The sequence below is a fragment of the Amycolatopsis sp. FDAARGOS 1241 genome, assembly GCF_016889705.1.
Lineage (GTDB): Bacteria > Actinomycetota > Actinomycetes > Mycobacteriales > Pseudonocardiaceae > Amycolatopsis.
Map to the genome: position 1 here is coordinate 5,509,595 of NZ_CP069526.1, position 21,319 is coordinate 5,530,913.

The 21,319-nt window shown below is 71.3% G+C and carries 20 protein-coding genes; 2 read left to right on the forward strand and 18 right to left on the reverse strand.

Features of this window, described 5'->3' with window-relative positions:
• Nucleotides 1-50: 50 nt before the first annotated feature.
• From I6J71_RS27085 to I6J71_RS27115, 7 genes are all read right to left on the reverse strand, one after another.
• On the reverse strand, nucleotides 51-722 hold the full coding sequence (locus I6J71_RS27085; RefSeq protein WP_204089423.1) for a TetR/AcrR family transcriptional regulator: 672 nt from the start codon (nucleotides 720-722) through the stop codon (nucleotides 51-53).
• Nucleotides 723-848: 126 nt separating this feature from the next.
• Complete coding sequence (locus I6J71_RS27090) at nucleotides 849-2,762, reverse strand: FAD-dependent oxidoreductase (RefSeq protein WP_204089424.1); 1,914 nt, start codon at nucleotides 2,760-2,762, stop codon at nucleotides 849-851.
• Nucleotides 2,759-2,953, reverse strand: a complete 195-nt coding sequence (locus I6J71_RS27095) for a ferredoxin (protein ID WP_204089425.1) — start codon at nucleotides 2,951-2,953, stop codon at nucleotides 2,759-2,761. The genes I6J71_RS27090 and I6J71_RS27095 overlap by 4 nt, the downstream gene beginning before the upstream one ends.
• Nucleotides 2,950-4,197, reverse strand: a complete 1,248-nt coding sequence (locus tag I6J71_RS27100; RefSeq protein WP_204089426.1) for a cytochrome P450 — start codon at nucleotides 4,195-4,197, stop codon at nucleotides 2,950-2,952. The genes I6J71_RS27095 and I6J71_RS27100 overlap by 4 nt, the downstream gene beginning before the upstream one ends.
• A gap of 9 nt (nucleotides 4,198-4,206) precedes the next feature.
• On the reverse strand, nucleotides 4,207-5,010 hold the full coding sequence (locus I6J71_RS27105) for a nuclear transport factor 2 family protein (protein WP_204089427.1): 804 nt from the start codon (nucleotides 5,008-5,010) through the stop codon (nucleotides 4,207-4,209).
• Nucleotides 5,010-5,819 carry an enoyl-CoA hydratase/isomerase family protein gene (locus I6J71_RS27110; protein ID WP_204089428.1) on the reverse strand — a complete coding sequence of 270 codons (810 nt, stop codon included), beginning with the start codon at nucleotides 5,817-5,819 and terminating at the stop codon, nucleotides 5,010-5,012. Before I6J71_RS27110 ends, I6J71_RS27105 begins: the two co-directional genes overlap by 1 nt.
• Entirely contained in the window at nucleotides 5,816-7,387 is a 1,572-nt protein-coding gene (locus I6J71_RS27115; RefSeq protein WP_204089429.1) for an acyl-CoA carboxylase subunit beta, read from the reverse strand. The genes I6J71_RS27110 and I6J71_RS27115 overlap by 4 nt, the downstream gene beginning before the upstream one ends.
• Nucleotides 7,388-7,584: 197 nt before the next feature.
• On the opposite strand from I6J71_RS27115, the gene I6J71_RS27120 reads away from it, so the two are divergent.
• Nucleotides 7,585-9,351 carry a biotin carboxylase N-terminal domain-containing protein gene (locus I6J71_RS27120; RefSeq protein ID WP_204089430.1) on the forward strand — a complete coding sequence of 589 codons (1,767 nt, stop codon included), beginning with the start codon at nucleotides 7,585-7,587 and terminating at the stop codon, nucleotides 9,349-9,351.
• A 91-nt stretch (nucleotides 9,352-9,442) separates the two neighbouring features.
• Here the strand turns inward: I6J71_RS27120 and I6J71_RS27125 are convergent, their stop codons facing one another.
• The 8 genes from I6J71_RS27125 to I6J71_RS27160 are packed head-to-tail and all read right to left on the reverse strand — an operon-like array spanning nucleotide 9,443 to nucleotide 16,910.
• The gene (locus I6J71_RS27125) at nucleotides 9,443-10,243 is read right to left on the reverse strand and encodes an SDR family NAD(P)-dependent oxidoreductase (RefSeq protein WP_204089431.1); all 801 of its coding nucleotides are present in this window, start codon (nucleotides 10,241-10,243) and stop codon (nucleotides 9,443-9,445) included.
• Nucleotides 10,244-10,266: 23 nt separating this feature from the next.
• The gene (locus I6J71_RS27130; RefSeq protein WP_204089432.1) at nucleotides 10,267-11,028 is read right to left on the reverse strand and encodes an SDR family NAD(P)-dependent oxidoreductase; all 762 of its coding nucleotides are present in this window, start codon (nucleotides 11,026-11,028) and stop codon (nucleotides 10,267-10,269) included.
• Nucleotides 11,025-11,858, reverse strand: coding sequence for a mycofactocin-coupled SDR family oxidoreductase (locus I6J71_RS27135; protein WP_204089433.1), 834 nt, complete (start codon nucleotides 11,856-11,858; stop codon nucleotides 11,025-11,027). Before I6J71_RS27135 ends, I6J71_RS27130 begins: the two co-directional genes overlap by 4 nt.
• Nucleotides 11,859-11,917: 59 nt before the next feature.
• Nucleotides 11,918-13,270: an NAD(P)/FAD-dependent oxidoreductase gene (locus I6J71_RS27140; RefSeq protein WP_204089434.1), complete on the reverse strand. Its 1,353-nt coding sequence runs from the start codon at nucleotides 13,268-13,270 to the stop codon at nucleotides 11,918-11,920.
• Between the two features lie 28 nt (nucleotides 13,271-13,298).
• Nucleotides 13,299-13,757 carry a VOC family protein gene (locus I6J71_RS27145; protein ID WP_204089435.1) on the reverse strand — a complete coding sequence of 153 codons (459 nt, stop codon included), beginning with the start codon at nucleotides 13,755-13,757 and terminating at the stop codon, nucleotides 13,299-13,301.
• Complete coding sequence (locus tag I6J71_RS27150) at nucleotides 13,754-15,319, reverse strand: class I adenylate-forming enzyme family protein (RefSeq protein ID WP_204089436.1); 1,566 nt, start codon at nucleotides 15,317-15,319, stop codon at nucleotides 13,754-13,756. Before I6J71_RS27150 ends, I6J71_RS27145 begins: the two co-directional genes overlap by 4 nt.
• Nucleotides 15,320-15,350: 31 nt before the next feature.
• Complete coding sequence (locus I6J71_RS27155) at nucleotides 15,351-15,761, reverse strand: nuclear transport factor 2 family protein (RefSeq protein ID WP_204089437.1); 411 nt, start codon at nucleotides 15,759-15,761, stop codon at nucleotides 15,351-15,353.
• Nucleotides 15,762-15,773: 12 nt separating this feature from the next.
• On the reverse strand, nucleotides 15,774-16,910 hold the full coding sequence (locus I6J71_RS27160) for a cytochrome P450 (RefSeq protein ID WP_204089438.1): 1,137 nt from the start codon (nucleotides 16,908-16,910) through the stop codon (nucleotides 15,774-15,776).
• Between the two features lie 288 nt (nucleotides 16,911-17,198).
• On the opposite strand from I6J71_RS27160, the gene I6J71_RS27165 reads away from it, so the two are divergent.
• On the forward strand, nucleotides 17,199-18,302 hold the full coding sequence (locus I6J71_RS27165) for an NAD(P)H-binding protein (protein WP_204089439.1): 1,104 nt from the start codon (nucleotides 17,199-17,201) through the stop codon (nucleotides 18,300-18,302).
• A 7-nt stretch (nucleotides 18,303-18,309) separates the two neighbouring features.
• Here the strand turns inward: I6J71_RS27165 and I6J71_RS27170 are convergent, their stop codons facing one another.
• From I6J71_RS27170 to I6J71_RS27180, 3 genes are read right to left on the reverse strand one after another with little or no spacing between them, the layout of a single operon-like run.
• Entirely contained in the window at nucleotides 18,310-18,702 is a 393-nt protein-coding gene (locus I6J71_RS27170; protein WP_204089440.1) for a nuclear transport factor 2 family protein, read from the reverse strand.
• Complete coding sequence (locus I6J71_RS27175) at nucleotides 18,699-19,820, reverse strand: LLM class flavin-dependent oxidoreductase (protein WP_204089441.1); 1,122 nt, start codon at nucleotides 19,818-19,820, stop codon at nucleotides 18,699-18,701. The genes I6J71_RS27170 and I6J71_RS27175 overlap by 4 nt, the downstream gene beginning before the upstream one ends.
• Nucleotides 19,821-21,206 carry an NAD(P)/FAD-dependent oxidoreductase gene (locus tag I6J71_RS27180; protein WP_204089442.1) on the reverse strand — a complete coding sequence of 462 codons (1,386 nt, stop codon included), beginning with the start codon at nucleotides 21,204-21,206 and terminating at the stop codon, nucleotides 19,821-19,823.
• Nucleotides 21,207-21,319 lie beyond the last annotated feature (113 nt).

Below are 21,319 nucleotides of genomic sequence, written 5' to 3' on the forward strand. Positions count from 1 at the left end.
CGCGGGGTCGCTGCGCGCCTGGGCGAACCAGGCCGCAGCGGCCCGGAACGTCAGTGCGGGGAACGCTTCTTCGGCGAAGGCTTCTCCAGCGACGCACCCTCGGCCACGAGGCTGTGGAGGATGAGGTCGGCGAAGTGCTCGCCGATCTGCTTCGGCGTGAACTCGCCCCCGGGCCGGAACCAGCGGTACACCCAGTTCACCGACCCGAGAATCGACAGGCTGGCGAGCTTGGGATCGATGTCGGCGCGCACCAGGCCTTCGGCCTTGCCCTTGCGGATCAGGTCGAGGAACACCGACCGGTAGGCGTGTTCGCCGCCGAGGATCTCCTCTTGGCGCTCGGCCGGCAGGGCGGCCATCTCGTGCAGGAAGACGGTGGTGCCGGTGAGGTTGCGGCACATGTGGTCGACGTGGCCGACGACCACGTTGCGCAGCCGCTGCAACGGATCCCCCGGCCGGCTCGCCAGCGCGACGATGTTGGCGAGCCCCTGCCGGTGCACCTCGCTCATGACCTCGAAGAGCAGGTCTTCCTTCGAGTGGATGTAGTAGTACAGGCTGCCCTTGAGCAGCCCGAGCCGGTCGGCGATGTCCTGCAGCGACGCGCCTTCGTAGCCCTTTTCGTAGAAGACCTCGGTGGCGACGGCGAACAGCTCGGCCCACCGCTCTTCACGAGGCTTGCGCGAACCGCCGCCGCGTCGCTGGGCCCTGCCCGCCGGCTCCCGCATCCGGACCACCCTCATTCGTCTGCTCGGCCGCTCGACCGGTCTCGGAAATCCCCAATCTACCAAACGACCGATCAATGAACCATTGGCCGTGCTTTCGCCGGGTGGCGATCACGCTACCTCGGCGCATCAGACGGCCAGCCCGGCGTCGGCGCCGGCGTTCACCGCGCGGACGAAATCGGCCGGGAGTTCGGCGTCGCCGAGGATCCGCACTTCACGCCCCTCGCCCGCGAGTTCGGCGGCGACCTCCGGCCCCGTCGCGCGCCAGCCGATGGCCAGGGCGACCAGGTCGGCCGCGATCGTCTCCGCGGCGCCCTCCTCCCCCACCGGCTGCCAGTGCACGGCCCCCGGCTCGATCCCGACGACCACGGCTTTCGTGAGGATCCGGACACCGTCGCGGCGGAGCTGCTTCACCAGCTGCCGCCGCGTGATCGCCTCGATGCCGCGGCCGGTGCTCGAGCGCATCTCGACGATCGTGACCTCCGCTCCTCGAGCTCGCATCAGCTCGGCGGTTTCGCAGCCGGTGGCACTGCCGCCGACGACCACCAGGCGCGTCCCGGGGGCCACGTCGAGCTCCCCGCGCAGCAACCGCTGCGCGTCGTGCACGTCCGGTCCGCTGATGCCGGGGATGGGAGGCACCAGCGGAACCGCACCGGTCGCGACGACCACGACGTCGGGCCGCTGCTCGGCCACCGTCCGGGCGGACACCGGTGCGCCCGTGCGGATCTCCACGCCCAGCTCGTCCAGACGGCGAACTTGAAAATCCCGGAACCGCACCACTTCCTGCTTGCTGGGCGCCGCCCCCGCGACGCCCAGCTTGCCGCCGCACGAGCTGTCGCGTTCCCAGACCGACACCTCGTGGCCGCGCAGCCGAGCGATCCACGCCGCCTCCAGCCCCGACGGCCCCGAGCCCACCACCAGCACGCGCCGCGCGGCCGTGGCCGGTTCGACGACCCACGTGCGTTCGCGGCCGACCTCGGGGTTCACCGAGCACCGCGCCCGCTCGCCGCGCCCGACCAGCTCGACGCAGGCGTTGCACGCGATGCACGGGCGCACCGCGGAAAGCCGGCCGTCTCGCACGAGGTTCGGCCAGTCCGGCTCGGCGATCAGGCCGCGCCCGAGCAGCACCAAGTCCGCGTCGCCGGAGGCCACGACTTCGGCGGCCAGCGCCGGGTCGTCCAGACGCCCCACGGCCATCACCGGCACGGACACGGCTTGCCGCACGGCCTTCACGAGCGGGCGCATGTGCCCGCGCCGCACGGCCATCGGCGCCAACGTCTCGTGCAGCGTCAGCCAGGTGCCCGACGACACCGAGATCGACGCGACGCCTGCGTCTTCCAGCAACTGCGCGACCGTCACAGCCGAGTCGAGATCGAACCCGCCGGGCTCGGCGTCGGTGCCGTTGAGCCGCCAGACGAGCGGTAGATCAACCGCGGCGACGATCGCCTGCGCCACCTCGAGCGAGAACCGGGCCCGCCGGGCGAGGGTGCCGCCGTAGCCGTCGGTGCGCAGGTTGTGCCGCGGTGACAGGAAGTTCGACGGCAGGTAGCCGTGGGCGCCGTGCACCTCGAGGTAGTCGAAGCCCGCTTCGGCGGCCAACCGTGCGGCCCGCGCGTAGTCGGCGACGATGCGGGTGATCTCGGGTTCGGTCAGCTCGTGCGGGGTGGGCGAGGCCGAGTTGAGCGGGACCGGCGACGGCGCCACGGACGGGCCGTCGACGACCTGCCGGCCGGGGTGCATGAGCTGCACGCCCACCACGGTGCCGTGCGGGCGGACCGCCTCGACGATCCGGTTGAGCCCGGGCACGTACTCCGGTGCGGACAGGCGTGGCTCGGGCCCCACGGTGTCGGGGGAGACCAGACAGCCCTCGACGGTGATCGCCCCGACGCCCCCCTCGGCGCGGCGCCGGTAGTAGGCCACCGTGTCGTCGGTGACGAACCCGCCCTGGTCCAGGCACGTGCCCATCGGGGCCATGACGAGCCGATTGGCGAAGGTCAGACTGCCGACCCGTACCGGCGTGAACAGCGCGTCCGTCGCGTTCACCGAAGCACCCGCAGCGCCGCGAACGGGCACGCGTCGACACCGAGTTCGGCGGTGTCCTCCTCCCCCGGCGGCACCTCTTGCTCCGCGCCGACGCCGGAGAAGCCGTCTTCGTTGAGCGGGAACAATTCCGGGTCGATGATGTAGCACTGCGCGTGACCCTGGCAGACGTCGGGCACCTGGCCGATCTTCATGGCGTCCTCCGGGCGCTGTGCGTGACGGGGAGGGCGACCATGGCCCGCGACGCCAAGCTCACCTTCCACTGTGGACCCCCGGCGAGGGCGAGCCCGGGCATGCGAGCGAGGATCCGGCTCACCGCGATCCGGGTTTCCATCCGCGCGAGCTGGGCCCCGATGCAGGCGTGGATGCCCTTGCCGAACGCGAGGTGCGGGTTGGGCCCGCGCTCGAGGTCGAGGGAGTCCGGGTCGGTGAACTTCGCCGGGTCGCGGTTGGCGGACGCGAGGACGAGGTGCACGCGCTCGCCGGGAGAGATCGTCCGTCCGCCCACTTCGGTTTCCGCGACGACCCAGCGGATCAGGACCTTGATCGGCCCGTCGAACCGCAGCAGCTCCTCGACGGCGGGACCGATCAGCGCCGGTTCCCGCCGCAGCCGGTCGAGCTGCTCGGGGTGGCGCAGCAAAGCCAGCACGGAGTTCGCGATGGAGTTGGTCGTGGTCTCGTGCCCGGCGAACAGGAGCAGCGCGCACATCGCGACGAGCTCGTCGTCGGACAGGTGGTCGGCGTCCCCGTCGTGCGCCATGAGCGCGGACAGCATGTCCTCGCCCGGGTCGGTGCGCCGTTTCGCGATGAGCTCGCGGATGTAGGCGTCCATCTCCCGCAGGCCGCGCAGCGCCCGTTCGTGCCGGTCGGCCCGCGCCGTGCCGCCCGCGCCGAACGCCACGAGCGCGAGCTCGTCGGACCACTCGCGAAAACGATCCCGGTCTTCCGGCGCCGCGCCGAGCATCGTGGCGATCACGGTGGTGGGCAACGGATAGGCGATGTGCTCGATGAGGTCCTGCGCACCGGAGCCGCGCAGGAAGCCGTCGATGTGCTCGTCGACGATCCGGGTGATCATGCCGTCCATGCGGGCGATCCCCTGCCCCTTGAACGCTCCCGCGGCGAGTTTCCGCAGCCGTGTGTGCGCGGGCGGGTCGGAGACCACCATCCAGCTGGACATCAGCCCGAGCACCGCGGTCGAGGGCTGCTCGGGCCGGCCGGCGCGCGCGGCGAGCAGCGGCCGGACCCGGTCGCTGGAGAACGCCTTGTTCTGGAAGGCCGCCGAAACGTCGTCGTAGCGGGTGAGCAACCACGCCCGGTGCGGCTCGCTCCAGTGCACCGGATCCGCGTCGCGCAACGCGCGCAGCACCGGGTACGGGTCGGCGCTCGCCGACGGTTCGAGCAGGTTGTCGGGCACGGCGGCGTTTTCGGTGGTGGGCATGGGGTCCTCTCAGGAGCTGGCGACGGCCGGCTGCGCGAGGCTGCGCGCCAGCCCGAGCCGGTCGCGGACGATCCAGCCACCGGCGACGCGGCCGTGGTCGACGGTGACGAGGCCGACGAGGTGCAGGGTCGCCGGGGTCCCGGCGGCGCCCCCGGCCGCGGAGCCGAGACCACCGGCATACGCACCCGAAGCGGTGACCCGGAACGCGACGTGCGACCCGGCCGAGAACAGCTCGTCGACGGTCGACGACACGTCCGTCAGCAGGGCGGGCCCCGCGTCGCCGTCGTCGAAGCGGACGGCAGCGCTCGCCGGCTGGACGGCCGCGCCGGTCGCGAGCCACTCGCGCACCACGGTTTCCGCGGCCGGTTCCGCCGGTTCGGCCGTGGTGTCCCACGGGGCGAGCGCGGGCGGATCCACCGTGCCCGGGTGTCCGGAGCCGAGCTGACGGCGGCGGGACCAGTAGTCCTGCTCGACGAAGTTCGACTCGAGCCGGCGGCCGTTCCAGCGGTACAGCCCGATCCCCGTCCACACCGCGAGCCGCCCGTCGCGGGCGCGCCGGCCGTGCTCGGAGAACCGCATGGCCAGCCGCCGGCCGTCGGTGACGATCGTGTGGACGGTGAGACCCAGCCCGGGGAACTGCTCGAACTGCCGCCGCGCCGCGGGGATGTAGGCCTCGTCGCGGCCGGCGACCTCGTGCGGGCCCATGTGCAGGACGTAGCCGGGTTCCATGATCTCGGGGCAGACCGACACGTCGTGGCGGTTGGTGTAGTCGGTGACGTAGCGGCGCATCAGGGCCACGAACGGTTCGGTCATCAGCGGCCCTCGAAGCGCGGCGCGCGCTTGCCGAGGAAGGCGGCGATGCCCTCGGCGGCGTCGGCGGTGGCGTGCAGGGTGGTCAGCGCGCCGGTCGAGTGGTCGAACTCGCCGCGGTCCACGCCGCGGTTGACCAGGTTCTTGCCGGTCGCCACGGCGAGCGGGGCCATCGCGGCGAACCGCCCGGCGAGTTCCCGGGCGGCGCTCAGCAGTTCGCCGGCGGGGACCACCTTCTGCGCCAGGCCGATCCGCAGCGCGGTGGCCGCGTCGACCCGTTCGCCGCCGAACATCATGAGCTTCGTCCACTGCCGGCCGATCACCGACGGCGCGCGCAGCACGCCGAACCCGGGCACCAGCCCGACACTGCACTCCGGCATGCCGAACATCGCGGTGTCCGCGGCGACGACCACGTCGCAGGCGAGGGCGAGTTCGCAGCCGCCGCCCATCGCGAAGCCGTTCACCGCCGCGATGATCGGCAGCGGGGACTCCTCCACCGCGGCGAAGGTGCGCATGCAGTCCTGCTGGAACTCGCGTTTGGCGGCGACGTCGGTGAGCTCGGCGAAGCTGGCGATGTCGCCGCCGGCCGAGAACGCCTTGTCCCCGGCGCCGGTGATGATCACCGCGCGGGTCCGGCCGTCGGTGGCCAAGCGGGACAGCGCTTCCCTGAGCTCCGGCCAGAAACCCCGGCCCATCGCGTTGAGCTTGGCCGGGGAGTCGATGGTGAGCACCGCGACCACGCCCGAACCGTCGCCGGTGTCGCCGGCCTCGACGCGGATGGTGCTTGCCGCGATCCCGTTCCCGTTGCTCACGCAGGTCCTCCCGATGCGATCTCGATGCTCGTCGCGATGACGTCCCTCGTGCGGGCCGGTTCGATGACGTCGTCCAGCGACAGGTGCGCGGCGGCTTCCCACGGCTCGGCTTCGCTGATCCACTCCTCGGTCAGCTGCGCTACGAGTGCCGCGTGCGCCGCCGGGCCTTCCTCGGCCAGCACCCGCTCCAGCCGGCGCCGGTGGATCGTGCGGATGCCGGTTTCGGGCGCCATGAAGCCGAGTTCGGCGCTGGGCCACGCGTAGAGGAAGTCCGGTTTGGTCGGGCGCCCGCCCATCGCGAAGTGGCCGCCGCCGTAGGCCTTGCGCAGCACCACGCCGACCTTCGGCACGGTGGCCTCGGCGATCGCGGAGACGAGTCCTTCGTAGCCGTGCAGGATGCCACCGCGTTCGGCTTGGGTCCCGATCATCAGGCCGGGCACGTCGTGCAGGAACACCAGCGGCAGGCCGAAGGTGTCGCACAGCCGCACGAACGTGCGTTCCTTGGCGAGGCTGGGCGTTTCCAGCGCGCCGGCCCGCACGATCGGCTGGTTGCCGATGAGCCCGACCGGCCGGCCTTCGATCCGCGCGAGCGCGCACAGGAGGCTGGGGCCCCAGCCGTCCGCCCACGGCAGGATGCTCGCTTCGTCGGCGATGCAGGCGAAGACGTCGCGCATGTCGTACCCCGAACGCGGGCCGAGCGGGACGATCGAGTCGAGGTCGGCCGGGTTCCGCGCGGGCGGCAGCGGCGGCGCGAGCGGCGGCCGCTGGGCCGAGTTCTGCGGCAGGTAGGACAGGAACGCGGCGATGGCGTCGATCGCGTCCGCCTCGGTGTCGACGACGAGGTGGGCGTTGCCGGCTTCGGTCGCCGCGGCCGGGCCACCGAGTTCGGTGTCGGTGACCTTCTCCCCGATCGCCGGCTCTACGACCGACGGGCCCGACAGTGCGATCGAGCCGCTGCGGACCATCACGACGAAGTGGGCGGTCGAGGCGTGCAGGGCGGAGTCGCCGTAGCTCGGGCCGAGCACGGCCGCGGCTCTCGGCACGACCGGTTGCCCGGGCGGCGGCTTGAGGAAGGTCGTGAAATCCAGTGGCAGCCCGGAGAAGCGCCAGCCGGACACGTCCGGCATGCGGCCGCCGTCGGCGTCGCACAGGAGGACGAGGGGGAAACCGTGGCGCTGGGCGTGCTCGATCAGCCGGCCCTGCTTGCGCATGCTGATGGGCGCGGTGGTTCCCGCGACCACGGAGGAGTCGATGCCGATCACACCGATGCGGCGGCCGTCGAGCAGGCCGAAACCGGTCACCACGGCGTCGCCGGGGATCGGCTTCTCGCGCCGCAATTCCGGCAGCGCGAGGGCGCCGATCTCGAACCAGGTGCCGGCGTCGACGAGCAGGCCGATGCGCTCCCGCACCGGCAGGCGGCCGGATTCGCGGTGCCGGCGCAGGCCTTCGGGCCCGCCGCTGGCGTGCGCGGCCTCCTGCTTCTCGCGGAGCACGGCGAGCCGGTCGGCCATCGTGACCTCGGCCGGATCGCCGGCTTCGTCACCCGGGGTGGTGCTCCTCGTCGCCACGGCACCTCCACTTGCTGAGTCGGGTCGTGAGCGTGAACCGCCGCGCCTGAGAAGGGCGTGATCCATCCTCAGCGCCGACACTAGACTATCAGACGGTAGGTTGGTAGACAGAGCTTCGCGGAGGGTGCCGTCGACCGGGGCGGGACCCCGGGATGGGTGTGCCGGTCGCGCCGGCACGGACGTGAGGGAAGCCGGACATGCCAATCGGGACCGTCCTCGTGGCGAACCGCGGCGAGATCGCCGTTCGCATCATCCGCGCGTGCCACGAGCTCGGCCTGCGCGCCGTCGCGGTGTACAGCGACGCCGACGCCGGAGCCTTGCACGTGCGGCTCGCCGACGAGGCGCACCGGATCGGGCCCGCGCCGGCTCGCGCGTCCTATCTCGACGTCGACGCCGTGCTGGATGCCGCGAAGGCGGCCGGTGCGGACCTCGTGCACCCGGGTTACGGCTTGCTGAGCGAGGACGCGGCGTTCGCGGAGGCGGTCGCCGCGGCCGGGCTGACGTTCGTCGGGCCGCCCGCGGAGATCATCGCGCGCCTGGGCGACAAGGTGGCGGCGCGCGCGGTCGCCGAGAAGTGCGGCGTGCCGGTGCCACCGGGCACGGGTGACCTGACGGCCGAGCAGGCCGTGGCCGAGGCGGAACGGATCGGGTTCCCGCTCGTGGTCAAGGCGTCGTTCGGCGGTGGCGGGCGGGGGATGCGCGTGGTGGCCTCGGCCACCGGCCTGGTCGAGGCGATGGCAGCCGCCGGGCGGGAAGCGGACGCCGCGTTCGGGCGGCCGGAGGTGCACCTCGAGCGCTACCTGCGGCCGGTGCGCCACGTCGAGGTGCAGGTGCTCGGCGACGCGCACGGCACGGTCGTCCACCTCGCCGACCGCGACTGCTCGGTGCAGCGTCGCCACCAGAAGCTGATCGAGGAAGCCCCGGCGTTCGGCCTGCCGGACGCGGTCCGCACTGCGCTGCGGGACGCGGCCGTGACACTGGCGCGGGAGGTCGGGTACGTGGGCGCGGGGACCGTCGAGTTCCTGCTGCTGCCGGAATCCGGCGAGTTCTTCTTCCTGGAGATGAACACGCGGCTGCAGGTCGAGCACGGTGTGACGGAGCTCGTCACCGGCCTCGACATCGTCGCGGCGCAGCTGCGGATCGCACTGGGTGAGCCGCTGCCGTTCACCCAGGACGACGTGGTGGTGCGCGGGCACGCGATCCAGGCGCGCATCGCCGCCGAGGACCCGTGGGCGGGCTTCCGGCCGGCACCGGGCACCGTGTCCGGGCTGGCCCTGCCCCTGGGCCCCGGCGTCCGCAACGACTTCGGCGTCGAGCCGGGCGGCTCGGTCCCGGCGATGTACGACTCGCTGTTCGGCAAAGTCCTCGCCCACGGCAGTGATCGCGACGCCGCGCGCCGCCGGCTCGCCGGTGCGCTCGCGGAGCTGCGGGTCGCGGGCGTGCCGACGACGGCGCCGTACCTCCGGACGATCCTCGAGTCGGATTCGTTCACCGAAGGCAGGCACGACACGGGATCGGTGGAACGGGAGTGGGTGCCGGATCCGGCCGAGGCCCCCGCGGCTCCCGGGCCGGTGGCCGTGGACCGCCCCGCGGCGGATGCCGTGCCCGCCCGGCGGGTCCGGATCAGCACGGACCGGGGGCCGGTGGAGATCGCCGTCTACGGCCGCGCGCGGCGGCCCGGGGCGGTCGCCGGACCGTCGGATCGCCCATTGCGCGACGGCGCAACCAGCCGCACCGCGGACGCGGTGGCCGGCGGAGTGCCGGCAGCGCCGATGGACGCGACCGTCGTCGCGATCCGCGTCGAGCCCGGCCAGGAGATCGCCGCGGGCGAGGTCGTCGCGGTGCTGGAGGCGATGAAGATGGAGATGGAGGTGCGCACGGAGGCAAGCGGCGTCGTCGGTGCCGTCCTCGTCACGCCCGGCACCTCCGTGGCCGCCGGAGCACCGCTGATCACACTCGCCTGACGCAGGTGCGCGGCCCGACGGCTCCCCGGGACGGCGAGGATGGGGCCGCCCCGCCGGGAGCCACCGGCCACCGCGCGTGAAGCGAGCCCGATCAGGACTCCGGGACGGCGACGATCGGGATGTCCGGGCCGCCGCCGTCGATGCGGATGCGTTGCGCGGTCAGGTAGTCGGCGGCGGAAGAGGCGAGAAAGGCCACCACGCCGGCGATGTCCTCGGGCCGCGCCACGCGGCCGAAGGGGTAGCGGGCGTCGAGGTCCGCGAGGGTGGGGGCGCCCGACGCCGCCACCAGGCGTTCGCCCATGTCCGTGGCGACCAGGCCGGGCGCGACGATGTTCACGCGCACGCCGCTCGCCCGTTCTTCGTAGGCCAGGGTGCGTGCGGCGGTCTCCATGGCGGCCTTCGCCATGGAGTAGGCCGCGCCGCCGCCCGGGGCGGTGTCGACGATGGCGCTGGACACCACGATCACGTCGCCGCGCGGCGCCGCGCGCAGGTCCGGCAGCAGGGACCGGATCAGCGCCAGCGGGCCCAGCGTGTGAACGCGCAACAGGCGCAGGTACTCCTGCTCGTCGGTGTCCGCGACGGGGGTGCCGCGGCTCGCGGTGCCCGCGTTGCTGACGAGGAGGTCGATGGGGCCCAGGTCGACCCGGATCCGCTGCACCATCGTGGCGACGGCGTCCGTGTCGTCGACCGACGCGCGGTAGGCGACTGCGGTCCCGCCCTCGGCGGCGATCCCCGCGACGACCTCCTCGGCCGCCGCGGCGTCGCGCCGGTAGTTGACCGCGACCGCGGCACCGCCGGCCGCCAGCCGCAGGGCCACCGCGCGGCCGACGCCGCGCGAACCTCCGGTCACGAGCGCGGTGCGCCCCGCCAGCGGTGCGGCGATGTCGGACATCGGAAACTCCTCGCTGTTGTGCGTCACAAGCGGGTCGCGGCGTCCAGCCGGACCACTTCGCCGTTGAGCAGCTCGTTTTCCATGAAGCTCGCGACCAGCCGGGCGAAGTCGTCCGGGCGGCCCAGCCGCTTGGGGAACACGTGCAGGTCCATCAGCGCGGCGCGGCGTTTCTCGTCCGCCCCGGCCAGCATGCCCGTGTCCATGATCCCCGGGCAGACGGTCATCACCCTGATGCCCCACAGCGCGAGGTCGCGCGCCAGCGGCAGCGTCAGCGCGACCAGCCCGCCCTTCGACGCCGAGTACGCCGCCTGGCCGGCCTGTCCTTCCAGCGCGGCCGCGGAAGAGACGTTGACGATCAGCCCGCGCTCACCGTCCGGCTCCGGTTCGTTGCGGGACATCACGGCGACCGCGTGGCGCAGCACGTCGAACGCGCCCACGAGGTTGATCTCGACGGTGCGCCGGAACAGGGTGAGCGGGTGCAGTTCGCCCTTGCGCGACAGCACCCGCGCGGCCGGGCTGATCCCGGCCGCGTTGACGCACACGTCGAGCCGGCCGAACCGGTCCGCGACCTGGGCCACGGCCTTCTCCACCTCGGCTTCGTCGGACACGTCGGCCGGCACGAACAGCGCGGCGTCGCCGAGTCCGGCCGCGAACTCCGCACCCGCCGAGCCCGGCAGGTCCAGGATGCCGACCCGGCCGCCACCGGCCACCAGCATCCGCGCGGTGCCGGCGCCGAGGCCGGACGCGCCGCCGGTGACCAGGCCGACGGATCCCTCGATCCTCATTTGACCGCGGCTCCCGCGTCGACGGGCAGGGCCACCCCGGTCACGTAACGCGCCTCGTCGCTGGAGAGGAACAGCACGGCGTTGGCGATGTCGACCGACTCGACCCACGGCACCTGCAGCGCGTTGAGCGACAGGAAACCCGGCATCGCCTTCTCGCGCGTCGGTTCGGGGTCGTCCGGGGCGAACATCCCCCACGTACCCGGGTTCTGGATCATGTGGGTGTCCACATTGGTCGGGTGCACGGTGTTGACCCGGATGCGGTGCCCGGCGAGCTCGTTGGCCATCGTGCGCATGAGCCCGACGATGCCGTGCTTGGCAGCCACGTAGTGGGCGACCTGCATGATGCCCTTCAGCCCGCCGATCGAGCTGGTGAACACCATCGACCCGCCGCCGCGGCGCATCAGGTGCGGCACCGCGGCCTTCGCGGTGTGCCAGACGCCCGTGAGGTTGACGTCGAGCATGTCCTGCCACATGTCCTCGGTGAGCTCCCAGGACATGCCGTAGGTGGCGATGCCGGCGTTGGCGACGACGATGTCCAGCCCGCCGAACTGGTCGACACCCTCGTCGAGGGCCGCCTGCAGGCCCTTCGCGTCGCGGACGTCGGCCTTGCGCGCGACGATCTTGCGGCCCAGTTTCTCGACCAGAGCCGTAGTTTCGCCCAGGTCCTCCTCGGTCGCCGGTGGGTACTTGTCCACCGTCTCGATCGCCTCGCACGCGTCGATCGCGATGATGTCGGCACCCTCTTCGGCGAGCCGCACCGCGTGCGCCCGGCCCTGCCCGCGGGCCGCGCCCGTGATGAACGCGACCTTTCCCTCGACCCGTCCCGCCATGTCCGCCTCCTGCCGTCGTGGAACTGTTCCCGTCCAAGGACTTTCAGCAGCGCTGGTGTTCAATAGCGCATCGTTCCCGCGAACGCGCCGAGCCGCTGCCCCAGCACGGCTTCGGCGGTCGTGATGCCCGAGCGCGCCGCCTTGTCGATCCCGATGCCGCGGGCGCGCGTGGTATCGCCGGTCAGCCACAGGCCCTCGACGCCACGGACCCAGGCGTCGGGCCGGACCGGGCCGACCAGCCCCGGTTTGGCGAGCACGCCGTAGCTGGTGACGACGTGCGGTTTCGTCCACAGTGCACCACGGGCCGCGGGCATCATCTCTTCGATGTCCTCCCACAGCTCGGCGAACTTCCGGTCGAGCCAGGCCCGGTCACCGTAGTGCTGCGTCGCGTCGAACGACGCTCCGACGCACGTGAGGTACTCCCCCGCGGGCGAGACGCCGGAGTCGTAGCCGGTGAAGTTGAGGGTGAACCCGGGCAGGCCGCAGCGGGGCGTGGACAGGAACGACGCCATCTCCCGCTCGGTCATCGCGATCACGGGTTCCTCGGCGGCGATCCAGTAGCCGATCCAGCAGGCGCGGTTGCGGCTGGCGGCCAGCAGCCGGATCCGCGCCCGCAGGTCCCACGGCAGCGCGTCACCGGCGAAGAGGCGGGGCAGGTCCCACACCGGCGCGGACACGACCACTTGCGGCGCCTCGATCTCCTCGCCGTCGCGCAGGGTCACCCCGTGCACGGCGCCGGCCCGGACGTCGACCCGGCGCACGGGTGCGGACAGCCGCAGCTGCCCGCCCTTGGCCTCGAACGCCGAGACCAGGTCGTGCCACACCGCGTCCCACCCACCCATGGGCCAGAACGAGTACCCGACGGTGCGGCGCGTCGAGTAGTGCAGCTTGCGCGTGTAGAGGTTTTCCGAAGCCGAGTGCTCCCACGGCCGCACCGTGATCTGCTCCAGCACGGAGATCGCTTCCCACACCGTGTAGACGCCCTCGTCGGAGGTGTACTGCGCCATCCACTCCCGCAGGGACGCGTGGTTCCACTTCTCGAGCTCGTCGTAGGACGTGTCGTTCAGTGCCTGGATGCAGCGCTTGAGGCCCTGTTTCGCGCTGCCCGCGTACTGCTCCTGGATCGGCGCCCAGCCCCGGCCGTTGGTCCAGAACGGCATGGAATCGCTGCGCTCGGAGTGCACGAGGTCGAGCCCCATCAGCGCGCACACGCGGGTCAGCGAGTCACCGGGGTCCTCGACGAGGTGGCTGCCGAGGCCGAGCTGGTGCCCCCGGTACCGGTACTCGCGCGCCCGGCCGCCGAGGTACGCGTGCTTTTCCAGCAGTAGCACGCGTTTTCCCCGTTCGGCCAGCAGGGACGCCGTGACCAGGCCGGACACGCCGGCGCCGAGCACGATCACGTCGTAGGACAAGGAACCTCCTCCTCGTGCCGATCGGTGCTCACCGGGCGACCACGTCCGCGACCGCCCGCAGCGGCCCGTCGAGCAGCTCGAGCACGGTCCCGTCCGGATCGCGCAGGTACACCACCCGCACCGGGCCCCACTGCTTCGGTTCGTCCCACAGCCGCTGCCCGCCGGCCGCTTCGGCGCGGGCCAGCGCGGCGTCGACGTCGGTGACCCGGATCCCGAGGTGCGGCAATCGGGCGGTCCGCTCGAGCTCGGCGCACCACGGCGGTACCGGGTCGCCGAACTCGAAGAGCTCGATCCCGCTGCCGTCCGGGAACCCGAGCAGGAGGACCCGCACCGGGCCGGCGCCGCGCGCGTTCATCGCGAGCCGGGCAGCGCCCGCGTCGAGCGCGAACTCCGGGGCGAGCGGTTCGGCACCGAGCTCGCGGTAGAACGCCACGGCCTTGTCCAGTGCGGCCACGCGCACGCCGAGGTGGTGCAGGCCCGCCGTCACACCGACCGGCCGCGATCCGCCCAGTACTCCCGGCGCAGGTCACGCTTGAGGATCTTCCCGGTGGGCGCCTTGGGCAGCGCGTCGACGAACTCGACGGACCGCGGTTTCTGGTAGGAGGCCAGGTGCTGCTTGGCCGTCGCGATGATGTCGGCTTCGGTGGCCGTCGTCTCGGGTTTGAGCACCACGAAGGCCTTGACCGCCTCGCCCCACTCGTCGTCGGGCACGCCGATCACCGCGCATTCGAGCACGGACGGGTGTTTGTTCACCGCTTCCTCGACCTGGATCGAGTAGATGTTCTCACCGCCGGAGATGATCATGTCCTTGGCGCGGTCGACGATGAACACGTAGGACTCGGCGTCCCACGTGGCGATGTCGCCGGTCCACATCCAGCCGTCGCGGATGGTGTCCGCGGTGAGGTCGGGCCGGTTGAGGTACCCGAGCATGTTGGCCTCGGACCGCACGATGATCTGACCCGCGGTCTTGCCGTCCTTGGGCACATCGCGGCCGCCGGGGTCCACAACCCGCACCTGGGTGACGAAACCTTCGCGGCCGCAGGACATCAGCCGTTCCGGGTGGATCCCGCGCACGGCGTCGAGGTGGTCCTCCTGGGACAGGAAGCACATCGTCGTGCCCTCGGTCTGCCCGTACCCCTGGATCAGCGTGCAGGGAAACTGGTCGAGCGCGGCCTTGACCACCGACGAGGGCATGGGGCCGCCGCCGTACTGAATGTTGCGCAGCGCCGAGATGTCGTAGGACGAGAAGCCCGGCACGGCCATCATCCAGTTGAGCATCGTGGTGATGCCGAGGAACGCCGAGACCCGCTCCTCCTGGATCAGCTCCAGTGCGGTGCGCGCCTCGAAGTTCATCAGCACCAGCGGACAGCCGTGGCGGTGGTAGTTCATCGAGAGCACGATCGGGATGTGGTACATCTGCCCGGTCAGCATGTAGACGTCGGTCGCGACGATGCGCTCGGCGACCGTCTGGTTGAGCATCCCGAACGACACGCTCGTGTGGCTGTGCAGCGCGCCCTTCGACTCGCCAGTCGTGCCGCCGGTGTAGAGGATGAAGAACGGGTCGGCGTCACCGACCGAAGCCGACCACTCCGGCTCGTCGGTGCTGCTGCGGGCCAGCAGGTTTTCATAGCTCCCGTCGCCCGAAGCCCCGAACTGCAGCCAGTTCGGCACGTCCACCGCGGTCTGCAGCTCCTTCGCGGTGTCGAGCCACTCGTCGGAGACGATCACCGCCTTCGGCGCCGCGTCGGCGACGATCCGGGTGAGCTCACCCGCGCCGAGCCGCCAGTTCAGCGGCTGGGTGACGAGCCCTGCCCGCCCCGCCGCGTAGTACAGCTCCTGGTACTCGATGGAGTTCTTCGCCAGGATCGCGACCCGGTCGCCTGGGGACAGGCCGAGCCCGCCCCCGCCCGCGAGCCCGTTGGCGAGCCTGCGGACGCGCTCGTCGAGGGTTCTCCAGTCCATCCGCCGCCCGCTCGGGGCGTCGACGATCGCGTCCCGGGTGGGCGTGAGCGCGGCCCACTTCTCCGGGATCCGTCCGAGGTTGACCATGGGTGTCCTCTGGTAAGTGCCGGTGCGGGGATCAGTAGGGCAGGTCGAGGTAGATGTGCCGGGTGGCGATCAGCCAGGACTCGCCCCGCTTGACCAGCTCGTCGCGGTACCAGCCGCTGGAGAGGACCTGCACGGTGCCGTTCTCGATCGACAGCAGGGTGAGGTTCGCGGTCGTCGACGCGCTCTCCGGGGTCTCCTTGGTGATCACGAGGTTCGAGAGGTTGTGCCGGCGCTGGTCGGTCTGCGCGGCCAGCGAGTCCGCGTGCAGCTTGCGGATCGCCTCGCGACCTTCGAACGGGCCGATCGGGTCGCCCTCGCGGCCGATCTGCATGGTCATCGTGGCGGTTTCGGTGAACTGTTCGGCGATCAGGTCGACGTCGTTCTCGTCGTAGCCCCAGGAAGCCTTGCCCAGGACGTTTTCGATCTCCGCGCGTGCGGTCATGACGGTGCCTCCTCAGGCGGGCGTGAAAGTCAGGGGCAGCGAAGCGGGGGCGCGGGTGAACACGCCGTGCTCCGGCGGCGCTTCGCCGTCGAAGCGGATGTCCTGCATGGCGTCGAGCAGGTGCGCGATGCCGGTGTCGAGTTCGGTTTTGGCGAGCATGGCGCCGACGCAGAAGTGGCGGCCCAGGCAGAACGCGGTGTGGTTGGCGCCGGCCGTGTAGGCGCGGCCGAGATCGAGGTCGGCGCGCAGGAGGTCGAAGGTGTCGGGATCGGCGTACTGGGCCGGATCCCGGTTCGCCGCGCCGATCAGGCAGGTCACGGTCTTGCCCGCCTCGACGAGACCACCCGAGAGCTGCACGTCTTCCGAGGGCTGGCGCATGATCATGTGCACCGGCGGCGAGAACCGCAGGGTTTCCGCGAACGCGGCCGCGATCAGCGAGTGGTCGTTCCGGACCGCGGCGAGCTGATCGGGGTTCGCGACGAGGTTGCGCATCAGGCTCGCGATGGCCTTGTCGGTGGTCTCCCCGCCGGCGGTCAGCAACAGGCTGCAGAATGCCTTGATCTCCTCGTCGGTCATCCGCACGCCGTCGATCTCCGCCGAGCAGAGCGTGGACAGCAGGTCGTCGCCGGGGTTTTCGCGGCGCTCGCGGATGATCGGCAGCAGGTACCGCTCGAACTCTTCCTTGGTACGGACGCCTTCGGCCATGACCTGCTCGTCACCGGAGAGGTTGGACAGGAAGGCCATGATCGAGCTGTACCAGCGGTGGAAGTGCTCGTGGTCGGATTTGGGCAGGCCCAGCATGTCCACGATGACGTTGATCGGGAACCGGGTCGCGTACTGGTCGACGAGATCGACCCGCCCGTCGCGGCGGAACCGCTCGATCAGCTCGCGCGAGTTCTGTTCGATGACGGGCAGGAACTTGGTCATCAGGTCCCGCCCGCGGAAGGCGGGGGCGACCAGGTTCCGGTGCGTGGCGTGCTCGCGCCCGTCCATCTGCAGGATGGTGCGGCCGTGCACGGGTTCGAGCTGCCAGTCGTAGTTGCGGCTCGTGAACACCGGGTCCTTGAAGGCGCGCTCGACGTCGGAGTAGCGGCTGATCACGTAACTCTGCATGGCTTCGTGCCAGACGAGCGGGTGCTGCTCGCGCATCACCCGGTATGCGCGGTAGGGGTCCGCAGCGAACTCCTCGGACAGGATGTGGAGCGGTGGCGGCTACGGACATCGGCGTCCTCCATGACGTTGTCGTCATTGACTAACGGCCGTTTGGTAGCGGTGAGATTAGCACCACAGCCGCACCCCAACAAGGGTCATCAACCAACCGTTTGACAGAAATACCCGGGCTTGCGATGCTCCGCGAAGGACTCGCGCAGGGAGGGCTCCAGTGCACGGAAACGGCAGCGGCGAGCGGCCGCGGTTCTCCGGAACGGGCGGTGCCTGATGGGGCGCGCGCTGGTCGTCGGTGGCACCGGCCCGACCGGGCCGTCGATCGTCGAGGGGCTGCTCGCCCGCGGGCACGACGTGACGGTGTTCCACACCGGACGGCACGAAGTCACGGAACTGCCCGACGTGCCGCACGTGCACGGCAGCCCGTTCGAGGCGGACGACATCACCCGCGCCGTCGGCGCCGGCGGGTGGGACGTGGTCGTGGCGACCTACGGCCGGGTCCGGCTCATCGCCGAGCACGTGGCGCACCGCTGCGCGCACCTGGTCGTGGTCGGCGGCGTGCCGGTCTACCAGGGTTACGTCAACCCCGGTTCGCGCTTCCCGTACGGCGTGCGGCTGCCGGTGCGGGAGGATTCACACCCCCTCGTCGCGCCGGACGAGCCGCGCTTCGCCGGCTACAGCACCGGCCCGATCCGGCGCACCGAGGACCAGGTGTTCGCCTTGGGCGTCAACGGTTCCTTCGCCGCCACATACCTGCGGTACCCCACGGTCTACGGACCGCGCAACCCGTACGCGTGGGAGTGGCACGTGGTGCGCCGCGTGCTCGACGGACGGCCGTGGATGATCCTCGCCGACGGCGGCCACGGCGTGCACTCGCGAGCCGCCGCGCGCAACGCCGCGGAGGCCGTGCTGCTGGCGGTCGACCGGCCGGAAACGGCGGCGGGCAAGGCGTACAACGTCGCCGACGACGACCTCCTCACCGTCCGGCAATGGGTCCAGCTGGTCGCGCGCGCGGCGGGCCGGGACCTGGAGCTCCGGTCGCTGCCCCGCGAGCTGCCCAGCCCCGGGCTCGCGATGTCCGCGTTCGGCGGCCAGGAGACGCCGACGTCCATTGTGGACACAACGCGGCTGCGCGCGGACCTCGGGTACCACGACGTGGTGACGGTGGCGGACGGGCTCGCCGAGACGGTGGAGTGGATGCTGGCGAATGAAACAGCGATGCGGGCAACGAGCACGACCGATCCCTTCGACTACGCCGCCGAAGACGCCCTCGTGGCGGCCTACGACCGGGCGCTGGCGAGCCTCGCACCGCAGGCCGCCCCGTTCGGCGCGGGCATCGGGCGGATGGCCGTGGTGCAGACCGCCAAGGGACGGTGACCAGCCCTCACGACGCGAGCACCTGGCGGCGGACCTCACGGGTGTCGTACCACGTGGTGACCTTCGCGATCCGGCCGTCGCGCAGGTCGAACACGTCGAGGGCGGCGAACGCGATCGGCCGGCCGTCGAGCAGGCGGCCCGTGAAGTCGATCTCGGTCACCACGGACCCGGTGCCGGCGTCGTCGGCTTCGATCCACCGGGTCACGCAGTCGTCGTGCTCGGCGTAGCCCGCGAGCAGTTTCACGAAGTGCGTGATCGCGGCTTCCCGGCCCGCGACTGGGGTCGCGCCGACCACGTGGATCCGCACGTTCTCGGCGAACACCTCGATGAGCTCGGGGAACCGCTCGGCGTTGATCGACGAAAAGTACGCCTCGACGCTCGTCCGCGCACGTGCGCTCACGACCCCACCAGCTTCTTCAGCTCGCTCATCGCCTGGAACGACCACTTCGCGAGCGACGGGTCGCCGAACGCGGTGATGTTCCACATGACGAGGTGGCGCAGCCCCGCCGCGCGGTACTCCGCCAGTTCCTCGGCGACCTGCGCCGGGGTGCCGCAGAACGCGTAGTGCCGCACGACCTTCGGCGGGATCGCGTCGATGATCCGCAGCGACTCCGCCCGGGAAACGGTGGTGGGGATGAAATCGTGGAAGCCGGAGCCGTGCGGCCCGCCGGCCAGGGGCGGTTCGACGCCGAGTTCGCGGAAGACCTGCGCGGGCAGCAGCACGCACAGCGCCCGCACGAGCGGTGCCTCGGTGAGCCGTCGGACGGTTTCCTCGTCGGGTCCCATGAGCAGGTAACCGAGCATGCCAGGGGTGAACGCGGCGGGATCGCGCCCGGCGTCCTGCGCGGCTTGCCGGATCGTGGTGAGCGACTTGGCGTAGCCGGCGGGCGTCATCTTGGTGGGCAGCCACCCGTCGGCCTTCGCCCCGGTGAGCTCGAGCATCCGCGGACCGTGTGCGGCCGTCCAGATCTCGGGCGTTTTCCCTTGATAGGGTTGCAAACCGAGCACGGCCTTGTCGAGGGTGTGGAATGTCCCGTGGTAGTCGACGGGGCCGTCGGCTTCCCACAACAACCGCATCACGTCGATGCCCTCGGACAGCTTCGCGACCGGCTTGTCGAACGACATCCCGTACGGGGTGACGTTGAGCTTCTCCCCCGAGCCCAGTCCGATGATCGCCCGGCCCTTCGTGACGTGGTCCAGCGTCAGCGCGCCGGCCGCGGCCATCGCCGGATTGCGCCGGATCAGATCGGTGACGACCACGCCGACCTTGATCCGCTCGGTCTGCGCCCCCACCACACCCATCATGATCAGCGGGTCGAAGTAGGTGTGCGGGTTCGGCTGCACCGCGGCCAGCGGCGTCAGGTCTTCGGTCCACATGGTGTCGGCGTGCCAGCCCATGAGGTGGTCCGGCCACCAGACGGCGTCGAACCCCTCGGCTTCACTGCGCAGCGCGAACTTCGCCGCGGCGTCCGCCGGCGGCATGATCTGACCGGGCACACCGAGCTGCAGACGCTCCACTCAGTACCTCCATCCATCGCCGAAGGCCGGGATCCGCGCGCCGAGGTAGTCCTCGACGCATGTGAGAGCCGCGCGCGCCGCGCGGTCGGTGCCGATTCCGCGGCTGCGGAAGGTTTCGCTGGCGAACCACAGGCCTTCGACGTTCGGCGCACGCCAGTGCGGCCGGTACTTGCCGACCAGCCCGGGCATCTGGATCACGCCGAAGCTCGGCTCGAACACCAGGTGGCGGCGGCGCCAGAGCGGCTTCGCGAACCCGGGCCACATCGTTTCGGCGTCGCGTTCGAAGGCCTGCATCGTGGCCCGGCACCACTCGCGGTCGCGCCCCTTCTCCCCCGGGATGATCGCGCCCAGCACGTGCAGGTGCGTGCCCTCGGGCGAGCACGACGGGTCCATCGCGGACTGGTCGAACATGAACCCGGAGCAGCTGGTCGACGGGGTCGAAGTCCAGGTCGCGAGCTCCCGCGGGTCGTAGCGGGTGACCGGCTCCTCGGTCGCGAGGTAGAGCCCGAGCCAGGCGATGCGGAACTTGTCCTGCGCCAGGAACTCGATTTGCGAGGCGTACCACTCCGGCAGCGCGCTGCGCGGCACCACGTCGAGCACGTGCCACACCGGCAACGTGGAGATCACCGCCGGGGCCTCGAGAATCTCCTCTTCGAAGAACTCGTTGGGCAGCACCTTCGGTTCACGCGCGACCGCGACCCCTTTGACCGCACCGCTTTCGATGAGCACGCGCTCGACCGAGGTGCCCAGGCGCAACTCGCCGCCGTGTTCGGTGATCGCGTCCGCGAGATCGCGCCACAGGCCGTCCCAGCCCTGCCCGGGCCAGCACGAGTAGGCGGCGGTGTTGCGCTCCTCGAAGTGCATCTTGCGGACATAGAGGTTGTCGCTGGCGGAGTGGTCGTACCAGTTGTCGGTCATGCACTCGAGCACGGAGATGAACTCGAACAGGTCGACCACCCCCTGGTCGGAGGTGTGCTGGTGCAGCCACTCGCGCAGCGATCGGTCGTCCCAGTCGTCGAGCTCGGAGTAGGGGGTGTTGACGAGCGCCTTGATGACCTTCTTGAGCTCGGTGCGGTCGGTGTAGCGGTCGCGGATCGAGCCCCAGCCCTTGCCGTTCTCCCAGATCGGCATCTCGTTGCTGACCTCGCCGTGGATCAGCTCTTTGCCGACGTGCTCGAACACCTTCGTGATGCCGGATCCGCCGTCTTCGATCAGGTGCCCGCCGAGGTTGACGGTGAACCCCTCGTCCGGCACGGCCATCGCGCGCCCGCCCAGGTACGGGCTGCGGTCGAGGACCACGACCCGTTTGCCTTCGGTGGCAAGCAGCGCTCCCGCGCACAGGCCGGCGGCCCCGGCCCCGATCACCACCACGTCGTAGCTCGGCACGGCATCACCCTTCCTCGCCGCGGGGTTCAATGCCCTGTCGCGGCCGACCGCGGATCGCCGGGTCTTCCCGCTTGTCCACCCTTGAGCACCCGCGCTAGTTTGTCAAACGGCCG